General features: G+C 67.4%; 16 protein-coding genes. 8 read left to right on the plus strand and 8 right to left on the minus strand.

Annotated features, from left to right (window positions below; translation table 11 throughout):
• Positions 1-13: 13 nt before the first annotated feature.
• Positions 14-712: a heavy metal response regulator transcription factor gene (locus DFO63_RS02190; RefSeq protein WP_049444950.1), complete on the plus strand. Its 699-nt coding sequence runs from the start codon at positions 14-16 to the stop codon at positions 710-712.
• A complete protein-coding gene (locus tag DFO63_RS02195) occupies positions 709-2,076 on the plus strand; it encodes a heavy metal sensor histidine kinase (protein WP_119006340.1) in 1,368 nt (455 codons plus the stop codon). The genes DFO63_RS02190 and DFO63_RS02195 overlap by 4 nt, the downstream gene beginning before the upstream one ends.
• Before the next feature lie 19 nt (positions 2,077-2,095).
• Here DFO63_RS02195 and DFO63_RS02200 read toward each other — a convergent pair whose 3' ends face one another.
• Positions 2,096-3,037 carry a LysR family transcriptional regulator gene (locus DFO63_RS02200; protein WP_119006341.1) on the minus strand — a complete coding sequence of 314 codons (942 nt, stop codon included), beginning with the start codon at positions 3,035-3,037 and terminating at the stop codon, positions 2,096-2,098.
• Positions 3,038-3,142: 105 nt separating this feature from the next.
• Here DFO63_RS02200 and DFO63_RS02205 point away from each other — a divergent pair, with 105 nt between their 5' ends.
• A complete protein-coding gene (locus DFO63_RS02205; RefSeq protein WP_119006342.1) occupies positions 3,143-3,886 on the plus strand; it encodes an SDR family oxidoreductase in 744 nt (247 codons plus the stop codon).
• A gap of 113 nt (positions 3,887-3,999) precedes the next feature.
• On the opposite strand, the gene DFO63_RS02210 is transcribed toward DFO63_RS02205, so the two are convergent.
• Genes DFO63_RS02210 through DFO63_RS02220 form a run of 3 tightly spaced genes read right to left on the minus strand, consistent with a single transcriptional unit; the run spans position 4,000 to position 9,490 of the window.
• A complete protein-coding gene (locus tag DFO63_RS02210) occupies positions 4,000-7,077 on the minus strand; it encodes a CusA/CzcA family heavy metal efflux RND transporter (RefSeq protein WP_119006343.1) in 3,078 nt (1,025 codons plus the stop codon).
• Positions 7,074-8,246, minus strand: a complete 1,173-nt coding sequence (locus DFO63_RS02215) for an efflux RND transporter periplasmic adaptor subunit (RefSeq protein ID WP_119006344.1) — start codon at positions 8,244-8,246, stop codon at positions 7,074-7,076. The genes DFO63_RS02210 and DFO63_RS02215 overlap by 4 nt, the downstream gene beginning before the upstream one ends.
• Positions 8,243-9,490: a TolC family protein gene (locus DFO63_RS02220; RefSeq protein WP_119006345.1), complete on the minus strand. Its 1,248-nt coding sequence runs from the start codon at positions 9,488-9,490 to the stop codon at positions 8,243-8,245. The genes DFO63_RS02215 and DFO63_RS02220 overlap by 4 nt, the downstream gene beginning before the upstream one ends.
• 62 nt (positions 9,491-9,552) lie before the next feature.
• Between DFO63_RS02220 and DFO63_RS02225 the strand changes: the two genes are divergently transcribed.
• Positions 9,553-10,227 (plus strand): response regulator, encoded by a 675-nt coding sequence (locus DFO63_RS02225; protein ID WP_014037371.1) that lies wholly within the window; start codon positions 9,553-9,555, stop codon positions 10,225-10,227.
• Entirely contained in the window at positions 10,220-11,602 is a 1,383-nt protein-coding gene (locus DFO63_RS02230) for a sensor histidine kinase (RefSeq protein WP_119006346.1), read from the plus strand. The genes DFO63_RS02225 and DFO63_RS02230 overlap by 8 nt, the downstream gene beginning before the upstream one ends.
• Before the next feature lie 129 nt (positions 11,603-11,731).
• Here the strand turns inward: DFO63_RS02230 and DFO63_RS02235 are convergent, their stop codons facing one another.
• The gene (locus tag DFO63_RS02235) at positions 11,732-14,083 is read right to left on the minus strand and encodes a GH92 family glycosyl hydrolase (RefSeq protein WP_119006347.1); all 2,352 of its coding nucleotides are present in this window, start codon (positions 14,081-14,083) and stop codon (positions 11,732-11,734) included.
• Positions 14,084-14,237: 154 nt separating this feature from the next.
• Complete coding sequence (locus DFO63_RS02240) at positions 14,238-14,420, minus strand: hypothetical protein (RefSeq protein ID WP_119006348.1); 183 nt, start codon at positions 14,418-14,420, stop codon at positions 14,238-14,240.
• Positions 14,421-14,432: 12 nt separating this feature from the next.
• Between DFO63_RS02240 and DFO63_RS02245 the strand changes: the two genes are divergently transcribed.
• Together DFO63_RS02245 and DFO63_RS02250 are read left to right on the plus strand one after the other, a co-directional pair.
• Positions 14,433-16,754: an autotransporter outer membrane beta-barrel domain-containing protein gene (locus DFO63_RS02245; RefSeq protein ID WP_119006349.1), complete on the plus strand. Its 2,322-nt coding sequence runs from the start codon at positions 14,433-14,435 to the stop codon at positions 16,752-16,754.
• A gap of 415 nt (positions 16,755-17,169) precedes the next feature.
• Positions 17,170-17,412, plus strand: a complete 243-nt coding sequence (locus DFO63_RS02250; RefSeq protein WP_049447317.1) for a hypothetical protein — start codon at positions 17,170-17,172, stop codon at positions 17,410-17,412.
• Between the two features lie 57 nt (positions 17,413-17,469).
• Here DFO63_RS02250 and DFO63_RS02255 read toward each other — a convergent pair whose 3' ends face one another.
• Both DFO63_RS02255 and DFO63_RS02260 read right to left on the minus strand, forming a co-directional pair.
• Positions 17,470-17,793, minus strand: a complete 324-nt coding sequence (locus tag DFO63_RS02255) for a thioredoxin family protein (RefSeq protein ID WP_119006350.1) — start codon at positions 17,791-17,793, stop codon at positions 17,470-17,472.
• A gap of 5 nt (positions 17,794-17,798) precedes the next feature.
• Positions 17,799-18,215, minus strand: a complete 417-nt coding sequence (locus tag DFO63_RS02260; protein ID WP_119006351.1) for a host attachment family protein — start codon at positions 18,213-18,215, stop codon at positions 17,799-17,801.
• A gap of 182 nt (positions 18,216-18,397) precedes the next feature.
• On the opposite strand from DFO63_RS02260, the gene DFO63_RS22280 reads away from it, so the two are divergent.
• Positions 18,398-18,526, plus strand: coding sequence for a hypothetical protein (locus tag DFO63_RS22280; protein WP_256202341.1), 129 nt, complete (start codon positions 18,398-18,400; stop codon positions 18,524-18,526).
• Positions 18,527-18,751: the final 225 nt, after the last annotated feature.

The following is an 18,751-nucleotide window of genomic DNA, read 5'->3' on the forward strand; positions in this document are numbered from 1 at the left end:
TGATGGGCGCATCATGAAACTGCTGATCGTCGAAGACGAACCCAAGACCGGCAATTACCTGCGCCAGGGCCTGATCGAAGCCGGCTACGTGGTCGATCTCGCCTGCAACGGCGTCGATGGACTGCATCTGGCCGGCAGCGGCGAGTACCAGCTGGTCATCCTCGACGTGATGCTGCCCGGCCTGGATGGCTGGAACGTGCTGTCGCGGCTGCGCGAAGCCGGCTGGCAGGTGCCGGTGCTGTTCCTCACCGCGCGCAGCAGCATTGCCGACCGCGTGCAGGGCCTGGAGCTGGGCGCCGACGACTATCTGGGCAAGCCGTTCGCCTTCGCCGAGCTGCTGGCGCGCGTGCGTACCCTGCTGCGTCGGGGCCAGGCGCTGCCGCAGGCCGAGCGCATCGTCATCGCCGATCTGGTGGTGGACACCCTGCGCCGCCGGGTCGAACGCGCTGGGCAGCGCATCACCCTCAGTCCGAAGGAGTACACCCTGCTGGAACTGCTGGCGCGACGCCGCGGCGAGGTGCTGCCGCGCTCGTTGATCGCCTCGCAGGTGTGGGACATGAACTTCGACAGCGACACCAACGTGATCGACGTGGCGATCCGCCGCCTGCGCGCCAAGATCGACGATGGCTTCGACGCCAGGCTGATCGTCACCGTGCGTGGCATGGGCTACGTGCTGGAGGCGCCGGACGACGGCGGAGCCCACAGCGGATGAACCTGCGCCGCTCCATCGCGGTACGGCTGACGCTGCTGTTCGCCACCGTCGCCACGCTGGTGCTGGCCGTGCTGGGCGTGGCGATCTATGTCAGCGCCCGCCACGACCTGGTCGCCCAGGATTTCATCGAACTGGAAAACAAGGTCGCGCTGATCCGTGACCTCGCCGGCAACGGGCCTGTATCCGCGCGCGGGCAGCGCTTGGCAGAGGCGCTGGGCCACCATCCGGATATCGCCTTCCACATTGCTGATGGGAGCGGTGCGGTGCTGTTCTCCACCGCCCCGGCACTGCTGCGCGAGCATGCGCGCAGCCAGCCGGTCGACGCTGCGCCACGGCGGCACGACTGGATCCTGGCCGATGGCCGCTGCATGCATGCCCTGCACCTGCGCCTGACCCTGGCCGATGGCAGCCAGCTGGTGACCCTGCTGGCCATCGACGACGACCGCCATGCCGATTTCCTGCAGCGCTTCCGCCACCTGTTGGCGATCGCGATCATCGGTGCCGCCGTGGCCAGCAGCCTGCTCGGTGGCTATGTGGTGCGGCGAACGTTGCGGCCGCTGCGCACGCTGGCCGATGAAGCCCGGCAGATCACCGCTGGCCGCCTGCAGCGCCGGCTGAGTGCGCGCAGTGCCCCGGCCGAACTGGAACAGCTGGCGCAGACGCTCAACGGCATGCTGGCACGGTTGCAGCAGGACTTCGCGCGGCTGACCGGGTTCTCCGGTGACCTGGCCCATGAACTGCGCACGCCGATCACCAACATGCTGACCCAGGTGCAGGTGGTGCTGGCGCACCCGCGCAGCAACGAGGCCTATCGCGAGACGCTGGTGTCCTGTGCCGAGGAGCTGCAGCAGCTGGCGCAGACCGTGGGTGACCTGCTGTACCTGGCGCAGGCCGAGGCGCCCGGCGCGCTGCCTTCGCGCGAGCCGGTGGCGCTGGACGTAGTGGTGGATTCGCTGTTGGAGTTCTATGACCTGCTGGCCGAAGACCGGCAGTTGACCCTGCATCGCGAAGGCACCGCACGCGTCGAAGGCAACCGGCTGATGCTGCACCGGGCGATCGCCAACCTGCTGTCGAACGCGTTGAAGCACGCGGCGTTGGGCAGCGACGTGCGGGTGCGTCTGGTCGAGGACGGCGACCTGTGCAGGATCAGCGTGCACAACATCGGCGCGCCGATTGCCGAAGAAGCACTGCCGCGCCTGTTCGATCGCTTCTACCGCGGCGAGCGCGGCCGCCACGAGGGCGCCGGACTGGGCCTGGCAATCACCCGCGCGATCGCACAGGCGCATGGCGGAACGGTAAGCGTGACCTCCGATGAAGCCGGCACCGTGTTCGAGCTGGTGCTGCCTAGCGCATCAGCCCGGTAATGCCGGCCAGCGGCCGGCACTACCCAGCGCGCACGCCCCTGTTCGGTAGTGCCGGCCGCTGGCCGGCAACCCCGGCCGGGTCGAACACCCCGGCCACCCAGTCGATGAACACCCGCAGCCGCGGCGAAGGCGTGCGGTTGCGCGGGTAGACCAGGCTCAACGGGCTCGGTGTCGGCGGCGAGTCCGGCAACAGCTCCACCAGCTGCCCGCTTCCGATGTACGGGTCCATCCGGTAGCGTGGCGCCTGGATGATGCCCAGCCCCGCGAGCGCTGCACCCAGGAAGGCATCCGCACCGGAAACACGCACGCTCACCGGCAGCGGCACATGGCGCACCTGCGCGCCCTGCTGGAACTCCAGCGGAATCAGTTGGCCGGTGGCACTGGAGCGGTAGCCGACCATCCGGTGACCTTGCTCCAGCGATTCGATGGTCCCGGGCATGCCATATGCCTGCACGTAATCTGGCGAAGCCACGGTGACTTCGCGCAGCAGCGTCAACCGCCGCGCCGCCAGATCGCTGTCAGCCAGCGTGCCGACACGCAGCGCCGCATCCACGCCTTCGCGCAACAGATCCACGTAGCGATCGCCCTCGCTGACCTCCAGTTCGATCTCCGGGTAGCGCTGCAGGAAGTCCGGCAGGTGCGGAAACAGCAGGTGCCGGCCCAGCGTGCCATGCACTTCAATGCGCAGCGGGCCACGCGGCGGCACGTCACGGAACGCGGCCTCGGCATCGTCCATGTCGGCGATCAGGCGCAGGCAACGCCCATAGAACGCCTCGCCTTCCAGGGTGGGCACCACCAGCCGTGTGGTCCGGTGAAGCAGGCGCACGCCCAGCCGATGCTCCAGCGCCTTGATCGCGTCGGTCACCGTGGCCCGTGGCAGGCCCAGGTCCTCGCAGGCACGGGTGAAGCTGCGGCGCTCGACGATACGGACGAAGGCGCGCATGGCCGTGAAACGGTCCATTATTCGGCTACCCGGATGATGTTGGCGGATTATGCATGATTATCCGGGCGGAAAAGATGACGAAGATGGCCCTGCGCCATTCCGGCGTGCCTGCTGGACGCCACCATGACCCTCTCCTCCACCCGCTCCGTTGCCCTGGTCACCGGCGGCTCCCGCGGCATCGGTGCCGCCATTTCGCGCCGACTCGCCGCCGACGGCCATGCGGTGGTGATCAACTATGCCGGTCGCCGCGATGATGCCGAGGCATTGGCCGCCGAGCTCAACGCCGCCGGTGCGCAGGCTCTTGCCCTGCAGGCCGATGTGGCCGACCCGCAGGCGGTGCGCCAGCTGTTCGACGCCATCGAGGCCCGTTTCGGCGGCATCGACGTGGTGGTCAACAGTGCCGGCGTGCTGCAGCTGGCGCCGCTGGCCGACAGCGACGATGCCCTGTTCGAACGGGTGATCGGGATCAACCTGAAGGGCGCCTTCAACGTGCTGCGCGAAAGTGCGCGACGGGTGCGCGACGGCGGCCGCCTGATCAGCCTGTCGACCAGCGTGGTCGGCATCCGGCTGGAGAACTACAGCGTGTATGCCGCCAGCAAGGCTGCAGTGGAAACGATGGGCGCGATCCTCAGCAAGGAACTGCGTGGGCGCAACATCACCGTCAATGCAGTGGCACCGGGCCCGACGGCCACCGACCTGTTCCTGGAGGGCAAGTCAGCCGAGCTGATCGAGCGGTTGGCGAAGATGAACCCTCTGGAGCGGCTGGGTACGCCGGAGGACATCGCCGGTGCGGTGGCCTTCCTGGCCGGTGCCGATGGCCGGTGGATCAATGGCCAGGTGCTGCGCGCCAATGGCGGGATGGTGTAGGTGGTCGCCCACCTTGGTGGGCGCGTCGCCGCGTGCCCACCAAGGTGGGCACCTACCGGGCCATGCCTGGCGGCGGGGTCGCATCCACGCATGGCGTGGATCTACCGTGCCGATCATCCGGCGCGTGCCTCGCGGCGCCGATGCACCCAGTAATACAGCGTCGGCAGCACCAGCAGGGTCAGCAGCATCGCCGACAGCAGGCCGCCGATCACCACCACCGCCAGCGGCTTCTGGGTCTCGGCACCGATCGCATGCGAGGTCGCCATCGGCAGCAGGCCGAACATCGCCAGCAGTGCGGTCATCAGCACCGTGCGCAGGCGCTGCAGCGAGCCCTGCACCACGGACTGCAGCAGGTCCATGCCCTGCTCGCGCAGCTGGGCGAAGCGACTGAGCATCACCACGCCGTTCAGCACCGCTTGCCCGAACAATGCAATGAAGCCGATGGCCGCCGATACCGACAGCGGAATGCCGGTCAGCCACAGGGCCAGGATGCCGCCGATCATCGCCAGGGGCACGTTGGCCAGGATCAGTGCTGCGCTGCTGATGTCCTTGAAGGCGTCGAACAGCAACACGAAGATGATCAGCACCGACAGCGGAATCACCCAGCCCAGCCGCTTCATCGCACGCTGCTGGTTCTCGAACTCACCGGACCATTCCAGCCGGTAGCCTTCCGGCAGCTGCACGCTGGCATCCACGCGCTTGCGCATGTCGGCCACCACGCTGCCCATGTCACGCCCGGCGATGAAGATGCTCACCGCCTTCACCCGCTGTGCGTTCTCGCGCGAGATGTTGATCGCGCCACTGGCCATGCGGAAGTCGGCCACGTCGGACAGCGTCACGGTGTGGCCATCGCCGATGCCCACCGGCACCGTGCGCAGCCGCTGCAGGTCACGATCGGCATCGTCCAGGCGCAGGGTGATCGGGAACTTGCGGTCGCCCTCCCACAGCTCGCCGACCTGGCGCCCGCCCAGTGCGGTCTCGATCACCTCGTCGATGTCGCGCACGTTCAGGCCATAGCGCGCGGCGCGGTCGCGGTCGATCTCGATCTGCAGTTGCGGCAAGGAGCCGTCGCGGTCGATGAAGGCACTCTCCACGCCCTCCACGCCACGCACCTGGCCAAGGATCGCCTGCGCGTGTTGGTTCAGCACGTCCAGATCCGAGCCACTGACCTTGATCACCACCTGGCCCTTGATCTGCGAGATGCTCTCCAGGATGTTGTCGCGCACCGGCTGGGAGATCGAGAACTCCGGCCCCGGAATGCGCTGCTCAAGCGTGCGCTGCAGGTCGCTCACCAGCTGCCGCTTGTCCACGCCCTTCGGCCATTCCTTCTCCGGCTTCAACGCCACCAGCGCTTCGATCTGGTTGGCACCCTTGGCATCGGAGCCGTCTTCCGGCCGCCCCAGCTTGGCCACCACCGTCGATACCTGCGGGAAGGTGCCGACCAGCTCACGGATGCGCCGCGACTGCTGCTGCGCTTCGGCCAGGCTGGTGCTGGGATCGAGCGTGGCGGTCAGCCAGATCGATCCTTCGTCCAGCTCCGGCAGGAACTCCGAACCCAGGCGGGTACCCAGTGCCAGCGTGCCGACCAGCAATGCGACCGCAGTCAGCACCACCGCACGCGGGCGCGCCAGTGCGCGCTCCAGGATCGGCCGGTACCAGCCGGTCAGGCGGTCCATCAGCGGATTGCCGTCGCGCATGCGGTCACGCCGCAGCCACCAGTAGCAGAACAGCGGCACTACGGTCAGTGCCAGGATCAACGCACCGATCAACGCCGAGGTCACCGAGTACGCCATCGGCGCGAACATGCGGCCTTCCTGCCGCTGCAGGGTGAAGATCGGGATATGCGCGGCGATGATGATCAACATCGAGAAGAACGTCGGCCGGCCCACTTCCGATGCGGCAGAAAGAATGGTCGAGAACCGCGTCTTCCGATCAGCCGTAGGTGGCAGCTTCGACAATCGCGAGACGATGTGCTCGGTCACGATCACCGCGCCATCGATGATGATGCCGAAGTCCATCGCGCCCAACGACAGCAGGTTGGCCGGCACGCCCCACAGGTGCAGGCCGAGGAAGGTCGACAGCAGCGCCAGCGGCATCATCGCCGCCACGATCAGCGCGGCGCGGGCGTTGTACAGGAACAGCCACAGCACCAGGAACACCAGCACCGCGCCTTCCAGCAGATTGCGGAAGACGGTCTTCAGCGTGGTCGACACCAGCCACGAGCGGTCGTAGAACGGCTCGATGCTGACCCCGGCCGGCAGCTGGTTCGCCTGGATCTCGGCAATGCGGGCATGCAGGGCGTCGAGCACGTCGGACGGATTCTCGCCCTTGCGCATCAGCACCATGCCGAACACCGCATCGTCATTGTCGTCCTGGCCAACCAGGCCCTGCCGTGGCAGGCCGGTATCGGCGATGCTGGCCAGGTCGCGTACCAGGATCGGCGTGCCACCGCGTTGCTCCACGACCACGTTGCCGATGTCGGCCGGCGAACGCATCAGGCCCACGCCACGGATCAGGAACTGCTGCTGGCCGCGCTCCACGTAGCCGCCGCCGGCGTTCGAGCTGCCCTTTTCCAGCGCCTCGGCGAACTCACCGAGGCTGATCCCGCGGTCACGCAGCTTGTCCAGGTCCGGCTTGACCTGGAAGGTGCGCGCGAAGCCGCCGAAGCTGATCACATCGGCCACGCCCGGCACGGTGCGCAGGCTGCGCTCCATCGTCCATTCCTGCACGGTGCGCAGCTGGGTCGGTGTCATGTGCGGGCCCTTGAGCACGTAACGGTAGATCTCGCCTACCGCCGAACTCATCGCCTCCAGCTCCGGGCTCACCCCTTCCGGCAGCTCCACGCCCTGCAGGCGCTCCAGCACCTGCTGGCGCGCGAAATAGTCATCGGCCTTGTCGTCGAAGGTCAGGATGATCATCGACAGGCCGAACTGCGTATGCGAGAACACCCGCACCGAATGCGGAATGCCGGACAGCGCCACTTCCAGCGGCATCGTCACTTCGCGTTCCACCTCTTCGGCGGCGCGGCCCGGGTGCAGCGACACCACCGTCACCTGGGTGTCGGAGACGTCCGGGAAGGCCTCCACCGGCAGCACGCGGAACGCGGCGATGCCAGCGCCGATGAACAACAGCAGCGCCAGCATCACCATCAGCGGCTGGCGCAGGCAATAGGCAATCAGGCGATCGATCATGGGGCCGCATGCCCCGTGCCGGTGCTGGCCGCTGCCGGCGCACTGTCAACCAGCTGCTGCAGCAGCAGGCCCCCTTCGACCACCACCCTGCTGCCCACGGGCAGGCCCTCACGCACCCACAGACGGCCGTCACCCAGCTCCTCGGCGTGCACGGAATGGCGCACGAAGCGGCCCTTGCCTTCCTCCACGAACACCACCTGCTTCCCATCGATCAGCAGCACCGCGGCATCAGGCAGCGAGACACCGCCTTCGGCCGGCAACGCCACCTGGGCGCGCACGTACTGCCCTGCCTTGAACCCACGCGCACGGTTGTCCAGCTCGGCGCGCGCCTGCACCACGCGGCGCTCGCTGTCGACGAAGTCATCCACGTGCTGCAGGGTCGCCTGCAACGGCTGTCCATCGGCACCGGGCACGCTCACCTGCATGCCCGCCTTCAGCCGTCCCGCCAGGCTTTCGGGGATGTCCAGCAGCACCCACAGCCGGTCCGGATCGCCGATCACCGCCAATGGTTGTTCACTGTCGGGGCTGACCGACATGCCCGGGCTCATCCGCCGCTCCACCAGCACGCCATCGATGGGCGCGCGCAGCGGCAGGCGCTGGTCGACGTGCTGGCCATTGCCATAGGCCCTGGCGAAGGCGGTGGCGCGCGCATGATCGGCCTGGCTGCCCGCGAAGTTGGCCTCGGCTTCATCCAGCTCACGGCCGGACGCCACACCCGCGGCATGCAGTTCACGGGTACGGTCCAGCTCCTTGCGCGCCTGCTGCAGCTCGGCGCGGCCACGCACGCCCTCCGCCTGCGCCTGGCCGAACTCGGGCGAGGTGATCCAGGCGATCACCTGGCCGGCCTTCACTTTCTGCCCCGGCTGCGCCTCGATGCGCGCCACCTGCCCCGCCAGCGGCGTGCGCAGCGCGCTGGAGCGCGTCTCGTCCCAGACCACCCGGCCCGGCAGCTGCAGGCTGGCGCTGGCGCCGGCGGTCACCGCCTCGCTGCGCAGCACGTCCAGCTGGCGGCTGTCGGCGGGAAACTGGATCTGGCCGGCACTGACCTGCGGCGCATCCTCGGCATAGGACGCCGGCTCGCGACCGCAGCCGCCCAGCAGGGCCAGCGCCAGCAAGGCCGGCAGCAGGGCGTGTCGCGCCCGCGGGCGATGGGCGACGGTGGACTTCATCGGGACTCTCCTTCAGCAACGGATGTGGCCGCTTCCCAGCGCGCCAGGGCAATGGCATGGTCGGCACGCACTTCGATCAGCGCGGCCTCGAAATCGCGCCAGCTGCGGCGCGCGTCAAGCAGATCGGTCAGGCTGGCGGCGCCACGGCGATAGGCCAGTTCGATGCCCTCCACTGCCTTGCGTGCAGCGTCGGACTGCAGCCCCTCGTAGTCGCTGCGGCGCTGTGCGGCGGACTGCGCGCTGGCCTGCAGCTGGTCCAGCTCGGCGCGTGCTTCGCGCTGCAGCACCTGCAATTCCAGCGCGGCGCTGTCGCGGTCGGCCTCGGCACGCTGGATCGCACCGCGTGCGCGCGACGGGCCGCCCAGTGGAATGGTCAACGACACGCCCCAGGTGACACCGCTGATGTCGGTCGGCTCACGCTCCGCCTCCACGCCCAGCTGGATGTCGCGATGGCGCTCGCTCCGCGCCAGTGCCACGCCCGCGTCGGCGGCGGCCAGGCGCGAACGCGCCGCACGCAGGTCGGCGCGCTGCTGCGGATCGAACGCACGCACATCGGCCACGCTGCTGGCATCCGGCCAGGGGTCATCGGCGCTGAGGTCACGGCTGTCATCGCTGCCGAGCAGCAGGCCCAGCGCATGCCGCGCATCGCGCAGATCCAGGGCCGCCTCGCGCGCCGCGTCGGCCACCGCCAGATCGTCCACCGCCAGCCGCGCGCGATCCACCGGCGCCATCGCCCCGGTGGCCACCTGCTTGTCGGCCGCGGTCATCTGTTCGACCGAACTCCGCCGGTTGGCGTCGGCAATCTGCGCCCGCTCCTGCGCACCCTTCAGGCCGAAATAGGCTTCATGCAGCGCCACCTGCTGGCGGCGCCGGGCATCGAGCATGTCCAGTCCGGCCACTTCCAGCAGCGCGTCCGCCTGGCGGATGCGCAATGCGCGCTTGCCGCCGCGCTCCCAGGTCCAGCCCAGGCCCAGCGTGCTGTCCACCCGCTTGTCCTGCCAGCGCCCCGGGCCGATGCCATGCTTGGGGCTGATCTTGCTGGTACCGATCGACAGCTCGGTGGCCGGGCGCAGTGCCGCTGTCTGCGCATCACCCTGCACCCCGCGCAGCTCCAGTGCCGCCGCGCGCAGGTCCGGGTTGTGCGCTTCCATTGCGCGCTGCGCATCCGCCAGGGACAGCGCCGAAGCCGCAGGCGCGCACGAAAGGGCGGCCAGCAGGGCCGCAAGACGAGGGGAGAAATTCATGCACGTCACGGTAAGGTGACGCACTTGCGCCAAACTTGCCCCAACCTTGCACGAAGCTTGCAATGCGAATCCTGCTGATCGAAGACGACGCCGCTCTGGCGGATGGACTGATCCGCGCCCTGCAGGGTGCCGGTCATCTGTGCGACCACCTTTCGCGCGGGCTGCACGCGCCGGCTGCACTGGCCAGCGCACCGTATGACGTGATGGTGCTCGACCTTTCATTGCCCGACGTCGATGGCCTGGACCTGCTCTCGCGCCTGCGCAACGACGGCGTCACCCTGCCGGTGCTGATCCTCACGGCGCGCGATGGCGTGGAGGACCGCATTCTTGGCCTGGACCGCGGTGGCGATGATTACCTGGCCAAGCCGTTCGCACTGGGTGAGCTGGAAGCCCGCCTGCGTGCGCTGTCACGCCGCCGCAGCGATGCACCGGCGCAGAAGCGCCTGGGCCGGTTGTGCTTCGACAGCATCCGCAATGAAGCGCAGGTAGATGGCCAACGCATCGAACTGACCGCCCGCGAGCTGTCGCTGGTCGAGGCACTGATGCAGCACCCCGGCCGCACCGTCACCAAACAGCGCCTGTTCGACGCGCTGTACAGCTGGGATCACGAGGCCAACCTGTCGGTGATCGAAGTGCATGTCAGCCGCCTGCGCCGCAAGCTGGAACAGGCGCGCGCCGGCGTCGGCATCCGCATGCTGCGTGGCCTGGGCTATCGGCTGGAGGCCGGCGGTGACTGAGCGCGTGCACAGCCTGCGTGGCCTGCTGCTGCGCCGCCTGTGGCTGCCGCTGCTGGTACTGCTGCTGGGCAGCGCGGTGGGTTCATTTGCGCTGGCCCGCTTCTACGCCGGCCAGGTCTACGACCGCTGGCTGCTGGACTCGGCGATGTCGTTGTCCGAGCTGGTGAAGGTGCAGGACGGGCGTGCCTCGATCGAGATCACCCCGGCGGTGTCGCGCATGTTCACCTGGGACACCGCCGACGAAGTGCACGGCGAGGTGGTGGATGCCGATGGCGGGCGACTGTATGGCGACCTGCCTGAGGCGCTGCCACGCCCTGCGGCCGGCCCTGCAGGTGATGACGACGCCGTCTACTACGATGCGCGCCTTCGTGGGCAAGCCGTGCGCATGGTGGAAGTGGTGGTCAGTGCCGGGCCGGGCCACGATATCCGGCTGCGCGTGGCCGAAACGCTGCGCAAGCGCCATCGCCTGGAACGCAAGCTGCTGCTGACCAGCATCCCGTTCCAGGCCGCGATCCTGGCGCTGGCCGCATGGTTGGCCTGGTCCGGTACCGGCGCTGCCGCACGCCATGCCAACCAGGTGGCGCGGCGGTTGGCCAGCCCACGCCCGGACCCGCTGGCGCCTCTGGAGCCCGCGCAGGAGGCGCCGCGCGAGCTGTGGCCAGCGGTGGAAGCCTATAACGCGCTGCTGCAACGGCTGGACGCGATGCAGGCCGCGCAACGGCGCTTTGTCAGCAACGCCGCACACCAGTTGCGCACGCCGCTGGCCGCGATGCAGGTGGAGCTGGAGAGTTCATTGCGCCAGCATGATCCGCAGGCGCAGCAACTGGCGCTGTCCGGCACGCTGGCCGGGCTGGCGCGGCTGCAGCACCTGGTCAACCAGCTGCTGATGCTCAGCCGCTCCGAGGATCCGCATGGCAGCGCACTGCCGCTGCAGCCGCTGGACCTGGCCGCGCTGGCACGCGATGTGGTCGAGCGCTACGCCGACCGTGCGTTGGCGGCGGGCGTGGACCTGGGTTACGACGGACCCGACGACGGCGTGCAGATGCAGGGCGATCCACAGCTGCTGCGCGAGGCACTGGGCAACCTGCTGGACAACGCGCTGCGCTACGGTGCCGTGCCCGGTGTGATCACCCTGGGGCTACAGCAGGATGCCGAGGGCGTGCAGGTGTGGGTGGACGATGACGGCACCGGCATTGCCGAGACCGAGCGCGCGCGCGTCACGGAACGTTTCTACCGGGCCAGCAGCGAGGGCGACGGCTGCGGGCTGGGGCTGGCGATCGTGGCCGAGATTGCGCAGCGGCATGGTGCGGTGCTGGTGATTGATGGCGCGCCGATCGGTGGCGCGCGGGTCGGGTTGCGGTTTCGTTCCCACTGACGTCCGGCGTGCCAACCAAGGTTGGCACCTACCAAGGCCCCACGGCCGGCGGATTCCGGTAGATGCCAACCAAGGTTGGCACCTACCAAGTGCGGGGCAATGACGGCGGCAATGCGGGGCTGCCCATCATCACCGGCTCATCGAATACGGCGCCTGCGCGCCCTGCCCGGGCCACGCCTTGTTGGGCTCAGCCTGCATGCTGAAGCGCAGTTCGCCGCCGGCCAGGATCTCGTCGTGGCGCAGGAAGGTGCGCTGCAGCGGCTTGCCGTTGAGGCTCACGCTGCCGACGTAGGTGTGCCTGTCATCCAGCCCGTCGGCCACGATGGTGAACGTCTTGCCGTTCGGCAGTCGCATCGCGGTCTTCGGAAGGAACGGACGACCCAGGATGTACTCGCCCGAACCCGGTGCCACCGGGTAGAAGCCCAGCGCGGTGAACACATACCACGCCGACATCTGGCCGACGTCATCATTGCCAGCCAGGCCATCGGGGCGGTCGGCGTACTGGGTGTCCATGATCTGCTTCAGGCGTGCCTGCGTGCGCCACGGCTGGCCCGCGTACGAATACAGGTAGGCCACGTGGTGGCTGGGCTCGTTGCCGTGCGCATACCAGCCGATCAGGCCGGTGATGTCTTCCATGTGCTCGAAGATGGATGGGTCCACCTTGGCGTTGAACACCTCGTCCAGGCGCGCGAGCAGCTTGTCGCTGCCACCGTGCGCTGCCGCCAGACCGGCAACGTCCTGCGGCACGTACCACGAATACTGCCAGGCATTGCCTTCGGTGTAGTCGGTGCCGTAACCACTGGCGCTGGGATCGAACGGCGTGCGGAAACTGCCATCACGCTTGCGCGCACGCATGAAGCCGGTGTCCTTGTCGAACGCGTTGCGCCAGTTGCCGGCGCGCTTGTCGAAGGTGGCCGCGATATCGGTCTTGCCCATGGCCTGCGCCATGCGTGCGATGGTCCAGTCATCAAAGGCGTATTCCAGCGTCTTGCTGGCCGCTTCGCCTTCCTCGTCGATCGGTACGTAGCCCAGCTCACGGTACTGCGCGATGCCGTCGTAGGGACCGTAGTTGGCGGTCTCGACCATTGCCTTCAGCGCCTTGTCGGCGTCGAAGCCGCGGATGCCCTTCACGTAGGCGTCGGCGATCACCGGCACCGCGTGGTAGCCGATCATGCACCAGTCTTCCAGGCCATGGAACGACCACACCGGCAGCATGCCGTAGGGGCTGTGCTCATGGTGGGCCAGCATCGAATTGACGAAGTCGCTGTTGCGCTTCTCCGGCTGCACAAGCGTCAGCAGCGGATGCAGCGCACGGTAGGTGTCCCACAGCGAGAACGTCGAATAGTTCGTGAAACCATCGGCTTTGTGCACGGCGTTGTCCGAACCGCGGTACTGGCCATCGGCATCCATGAACAGCGTCGGCCCCAGCATCGTGTGGTACAGCGCGGTATAGGCGCTGCGCCGGGCGTGTTCCGGCGCATCGATATCGAGCACCGACAGCGCCTGCGTCCATTCCTGCTTTGCCTGCGCACGCACGCGGTCGAAATCGAAGTCCGCCACTTCCGCGTCGAGGTTGGCGATGGCACCGGCTTCACTGACCGGCGAGATCGCCACCTTGACCACCAGTGGTGCGTCCAGCTTGCCGAACGCGAACGTACCGACCAGCTGACGGCCCTCGATCTGCGCACGCTGCGCGGGATCCTTCTCACCCGGCGGGGGGAAGCCCTTGTAGACGATGTCCTGCTCGGTGTTGTGCAGCTCGTGCCCGGAAAGCGGCCGCGAGAAACGCATCGCGAAATACAGCTGGCGGCCCGGCGCCCAGCCGCGCGTCTCGCGGAAGCCGGTCACCGTACCGTCGGCGCGCACCCGCACCCGCGACCACAGCACCTTGCCCGGGTAGTCGTACATGCTGGTGCGCATGTCCAGCAGCACCTTGGCGTCGGTGCCCTTGGGGAAGGCATAGCGGTGCACGCCCACGCGCGCACTGGTGGTCAGTTCGGCGCGCACCTTGTAGTCATCCAGGGTGACCGCGTAGTAGCCCGGCTCGGCCTTCTCATCAGCGTGGCGGAAGCGCGATGCATAGCCGCTGCGCGGCTTCTCCGGATCACCGCGCTCCAGGCCGGGGTTGCCGGTGAACGGCATCAGCAGGATGTCGCCCAGGTCCGAATGACCGGTGCCGGAAAAATGCGTATGCGAGAAGCCGACGATGCTGCTGTCGTCGTAACGGTAGCCGGCTGCCCAGCCATAGGCCTTCTCGCGCGGCTGGATGCGTGTGTCCGGGCTGAGCTGGACCATGCCGAACGGTACCGTGGCGCCCGGGTAGGTATGGCCCTCTCCACCGGTGCCGATGAAGGGATCGACCGCGGCATAGGCGCGTTCGGCAGCGGTGTTCGGTGTGGCAGCCAGGGCGGCACCGGAGGCAAGCATGGCGGTAGCGGCGAAGGCGATCAGGAGACGACGGTCCAGCGTGGGCATCGGCATTTGGATCGATTCAGATGGTGACCGGATGCTAGCACCGGGACTCAGGCGCCGCATGTTGCGGCGCAGCTGAATGAATCCAAAGGCGACAGGAGTTGTCTGATTTCCAATGCAACTATTTGCATGGTTCGGCGCCATGGCGCTCACCAGACTGTCGTCAAGCCCAAAAGCGGCGCGAAAAGGCGTCCCGCGACAACCCCGGCTGCGACGTGACCGCCATCGCACTTCGCGCCACCTGGGCCGGAAATGACATCGCAATCACCTTCTCTTCACACGATAGCGGCGTTTCATTCACGCCGACGAAGTGAATGCGGTCCCTTTCCTGAAGTTCGATGTCCACAGGAGTCCCGTCATGAAGATCGCAGTTCGTCGTTCCCTTCCGCTGGCCATCGCCGCCGGCATCGCCCTCGCCTCCACCGCCCAGGCCGGAACTCTCGGGCCTGGCCAGTCGGCCATCGTGAATGCTGGCGACCCTGTTGAAAGCTGGACGGCCCAGGGCGCCACGCTGACCTTCAGCACCGGCAGCGCCGCCACATCCGTAGGCATCAGCGACGGATCCACGCTCACCATGACGGGGGCAACAGCCACCGCCACCAATCCGTTTGCTGCCGTCCAGATCGCCTCCTCCAGCGCGACGATCACCGGCACCCGGATACAGAACAATCGCGCTGCGGGATTGGCGGTAACCAATGGCAGCTCTGGTGGTGCTGCCGGCAACGCATCGGTTACTGACTCGAGCATCAGCGGCCAGGGAATCGGAAGCTATGTTCAGGGTGGCATGCTGACGCTGAGCAACACAACGATTGATGGAACCGGCATCGGAGCCGGGCTTCTTCCACCCGAAATCTCGTCCGGTCTGGCAGTCTTCTCCAATTCAAACGTCAGCATCACCAATGGCTCCGCAATTGCCGGAGATGAGAACGGCATCTTTGTGAAGGACATCGGGGGAACGCCCACCAGTACGATCACTGACAACGTTCTCACCGTCGACAAGTCGCGCGTCATCGGCCGCAACGGCTCAGGCATTGTGGTCAGCGGCGCAGGGATCATTGCCCCAACCACCGTCAACGTTCTCAACGTCAGCACCGTCAGCGGCGGCAATGGCGTGATTGCAGAAGCCGTTTACGGGGGCACCCTGAATCTGAACGTGGACGCATCGCAACTGCAGGGCACGCTTCGTGCCGATGCAACGTCGCAGTTGCACGCCAATTTCTCCAACGGCGCCGTACTGAACGGCGCGATGACCAACGTCACCAGCGCCACGCTGGATTCCGCCACCTGGAACATGACCGGAAACTCCACGGTCGGCGCCCTCAACCTCGGCAACGGCACCGTCTCTCTCGGCGACGGTTCGGCCTTCCACACCCTCAACGTGGCCGGCAACTTCACTGGCAATGGCGGCACCCTCGCCTTCAACACCGTGCTGGCCGGCGATGATGCAGCCACCGACAAGCTGATCATCGGTGGCGACACCAGCGGTACCGCCAACGTGCGCGTCAACAACGTGGGCGGTGCCGGTGCGCAGACCAACCAGGGCATCCAGCTGATCCAGGTCGGCGGCGCGTCCAATGGCCAGTTCAACCTGGCCGGCCGTGCCGTCGGTGGCCAGTATGAGTACTTCCTGCACAAGGGCACCGGTGCCGACGGCAACTGGTACCTGCGTTCGCAGCTGCCGACCGTGCCGGACCCATGCGTGGTCGATCCCAGCCTGCCGCAATGCCAACCGGTCGATCCCGTGGATCCGGGCGAGCCGGTGCTGCGCCCCGAGCCCGGCGCCTACCTGGCCAACCTGCAGGCCGCGCAGAGCATGTTCCGCCTGGGCTACCACGACCGCAACGCCGGCCAGAACTCCGGCCGTGCCTGGGCCCGCGTGGACGGCTCGCGCAATGGCTTCGATGCGGTCAGCAAGCAGCTGGATATCCGAGGCAACAGCCAGGCGCTGACCGTCGGTGCCGATCTGTGGCGTCACGAATCGGGCAGCAGTGCGGGTGTGATGTTGTCGACCGGCAACGCCACCAGCACCTCCACCAATGAACTGACGGGCTACTACGCCCGCGGCAAGGTGAAGGGCGAGGCGCTGGGCCTCTATGGCACTTGGCGCGGCGGCAACGGTGCCGACCCGTATGCGGGCTTCTACGTGGACGGCTCGCTGCAGCGTGCGCAGTTCCGTAACCGCGTAGAGGGTATCGGCCTGGCTGCCGAGCGCTACGACAGCCGCGCTTGGCAGGGTGCGGTGGAAACCGGCTACGCATTCCGTGTGGGTGGCGCCAGCAACGGCGGCATCTATCTGGAACCGCAGCTGCAGGTGGGCTACAGCCGCTGGGACAGCAACCGCCACACCGAGGCCAACGGCACGGTGGTGGGTGCCGAGAATGCCAACGGCCTGTTCGGCCGTGCGGGCCTGCGCCTGTCCGGCGTGACCCGCTGGGGCAACGGGTCCACCGAGGTGCAGCCGTACCTGGCCGCCAACTGGCTGCATACCCGTGCCGAATCGCGGATCCGCATGGATGACGAGATCGCCGATGCACGCGTGCCGCGCAGCCGTGGCGAGTTCAGCGGCGGTGCGTCGGTGAAGTTCGCCAACGGCATCGGCGCCTGGGGCGGGCTGTCGCTGCAGCGCGCCAGCGGCTATCACCAGACCACCGCACAGGTGGGTGTCAGTTACAGCTGGTAATCGGTCGCCTTCAGCCCGTGATCGCTTCGATTGCGGGTTGATATCAAGGCGGGAGGTGTGGCCGTCGGACTGGGGTCCCCGGCCACGGCGTGAAGGGCGCGACAGGGATTGTCGCGCCCAACACATATTTGCCGGGGTCTACAGCAGTGAGTGACATGACCTTTCGATTCTGCCCGTTTGGCAGAAAGCATCAATGAGCGTTCCACGTCGTGATGCGTACAGGATGGCGCCGCAGCGGACATGCCGCTGCCGGGATTGGAACCCCCGGATGAAACTGAAGATCTGCCTGCCATGACTATGGCGGGCGCTGCGTGTGGCCGTCTGGCCATCGGAGTTCTTCTTCAGTCTCTCCGGGTTCCAACCTCGCATCGCCCGCCACCCTTGCGGTGGCCCTCGCTTCCCAAGGAGTTCCCGCATGACCCAACGTCCGCTCAGCCCGGCCATGGAGTCGCTGTTCCAGCGCATCGAACATGCCCTCAACAGTGCCGAAGGCATGGCCATCCTCATCGGCGAACAGTACGGCCCCGAGCCGAAGCCTCCCGCGCCGATGGGATACAACCCGAGGCAGATCGCCAATGCGATGGTCATGCTGAGCCAGCATGGGCGATGCCTGCTGCGGGCGCTGCGCGAGGAGGCGGAGAAAGTGACCTACCACTAGGTACGATGTCGCCAAGCCCCGCTCGGATCTACAGGCCACGCGCGACCGTCCCCACCATCAGCCTGGCAAGGCGCCCTGCAACGTGGCGAGGTCGGCGCTGTCGACCGGCCTCACCACCCGCGCCACTTCCTGCCCGTCATGCAGCAACACCACGGTTGGCCACAGCTTCACCCGGAAGGCACGTCCCAGTGGCTTGCCCTTGCCGTCCTCGATCTTCCAGTGCACCAGATCGTTGGCATCCACAAATGCCTGCAGCGCAGGTTGCGCCACCTGGCAATGTCCACACCAGGGCGCCCCGAACTCCAGCAACTGCCAGCCCGCCTGTGCTTCCACATCCACGCGGGCCGGCTCCACCGACAGGTGATCACGCATGAAAGGCATGCGCGCTACGCCGCCAACGCCTTCTGGATATCCGCCAACGGTGCGTTGGTCAGGTCCTTGGCAATATCACCGAGCAGGCGCGCCTGCACTTCCTTGTGCAGCAGCGGCCGGATCCGCCCCAGCGTGGTCGGGTCGGCCACCAGCGCCAGGTGCGCATAGCGGTTGTTCAGTGCATCTTCGTTGAGCTGCTCGGCCACCTGCTTGGCGAACGTCGCTTCGTTGAGCTGGGAGATGGACATGTCCTTGGGCACCGCACCGGCCGGCCCCTGCCCGGATACACCCTGTTCGCTGATGTCCTGCAGGCGCAGTTCGCCCTCCTGCTTCAGGGCCAGCTGATGTTCGCTGCCGACGTTGGTGAACACGCGGGCCGAACCACCATCGGCGACGATGATCAGCGTACCTTCGGGAATGCGACGGGTCATGCGATGCTCCTTCTCGATTGCGTTCACCCCCACCGTAGACAGCGTTGCGTGAGCGGCGCGACCAGAGTTCGTTCAACGCATGTCATTGCGCTGCATGCGCGCATGAACAGGCGCGATGGAACACAGCGTGCAGTTCCGCCTGCTTCGCTGCATGCTCACGCCGATGCCGTTATGATGAACGGATGATCGACACGACCCACTACGTGACGGGCGCACCTGTTACGTGGGAAGCACTGCCGACCGGCGCTTCGCTTGCCACGAATGCTCCCGCCCTGCATTTCCATCGCCTCGCGCTGGATCCCGGCGGATGACGCCCGCAGGCCCGCTGCCTGCACTCCCTACGCTGCTGTGACCCCCGGCCGCTGACTGCGCGGCCGCTGTGATTGCGTTGCCGCGTTTCCGCCCTTGCGGCGGTGCTTTGCCGTGCGCGTGGCGTCGTGCCTGCACACCTTCCCCGGCCCCCACGCCGCCTTCCGATGCCTCTGCGCCACCTGCGCCTGCATCGCCGTTTCCGATTTCCGGGACACACCACACCG

It is taken from the genome of Stenotrophomonas sp. AG209 (genome assembly GCF_003550055.1).
Taxonomy (GTDB): Bacteria; Pseudomonadota; Gammaproteobacteria; order Xanthomonadales; family Xanthomonadaceae; genus Stenotrophomonas.